The sequence below is a fragment of the Acinetobacter entericus genome (assembly GCF_026168575.1).
Classification (GTDB): Bacteria; Pseudomonadota; Gammaproteobacteria; order Pseudomonadales; family Moraxellaceae; genus Acinetobacter; species Acinetobacter bouvetii.
Genome location: NZ_JAPEQW010000105.1, coordinates 1 through 978 on the forward strand (window position 1 = coordinate 1; position 978 = coordinate 978).

Annotated in this window: 2 pseudogenes; one reads left to right on the plus strand and one right to left on the minus strand. The window is 37.5% G+C overall.

The features are described from left to right. Nucleotides 1-683: pseudogene (locus OKC24_RS20190) on the minus strand (IS3 family transposase); the annotation flags it as partial. 81 nt (nt 684-764) lie between these two features. On the opposite strand from OKC24_RS20190, the pseudogene OKC24_RS19735 reads away from it, so the two are divergent. Then, nucleotides 765-923, plus strand: a pseudogene (locus OKC24_RS19735) (integrase core domain-containing protein); the annotation flags it as partial. Nucleotides 924-978: the final 55 nt, after the last annotated feature.

Here is a 978-nt window from a genome sequence, read left to right on the forward strand (position 1 = left end):
CATTTTCTTCATTAAAGTACGTGTATGACGTCGTCCTATATGATGCCCTTGACGATTCAACAAATCACGCATCATACGACTGCCTGCAAAAGGATATTGCATATGTAATTCATCAATACATCGCATCAGCTTCAGATCTGATGAGCTAACAGGTTTTGGGCGATAATAATAACAACCACGAGAGACTTTCAGTAACTTAGCTTGTTTAGATACTGAAATCTGAAGTGAGTGATCGATTAACTTTTGTGGTTGAAGCGGCCCAGTTTCTTCAACACACCTTCTAAAAAATCAATTTCTAATGCCTGCTCACCGATTTTTGCATGTAACTTTTTAAGATCAATGGGAGGTTCTGATGGAGCTTTTGATTGATCGAAAGCTTGTGAGGAAGCTGANTCAGTTTCTTCAACACACCTTCTAAAAAATCAATTTCTAATGCTTGCTCACCGATTTTTGCATGTAGCTTTTTAAGATCAATGGGGGGTTCTGATGGAGCTTTTGATTGATCGAAAGCTTGCGAGGAAGCTGAGATTAATTGATTTTTCCAGTCAATAATTTGGTTTTGATGAACATCAAACTCAGAACTCAATTCAGCAAGTGTTTTTTCTGCTTTGATCTCAGCAAGTGCTACCTTAGCCTTAAAGTCGTGTGAATGATTTGTTGTTGGTCTACCGGCTATAAAACACGCCCTATATTGTTGTTTATAACATCATTTGAGGAGCAGAGTATCACTTATAGGAGTTGTTCAAATTTCCGGATCCATCTCTGAAGTCTATTTGAAGGCTTACGATACGGTTAAACAAGCGAAACAATCAATTGCTGAATATTTGGATCTTTATAACATGATACGTCCTCATTTAAGTTTGAATAAGGCAACACCGAATGAATTTTATGATCAACATTTACTAGGGCTTGTTGAGAATTAACAAAGGCAACTGAACCGTACCGGGTTTGTCGGAGACATTTTTATTTAAGTTAGGC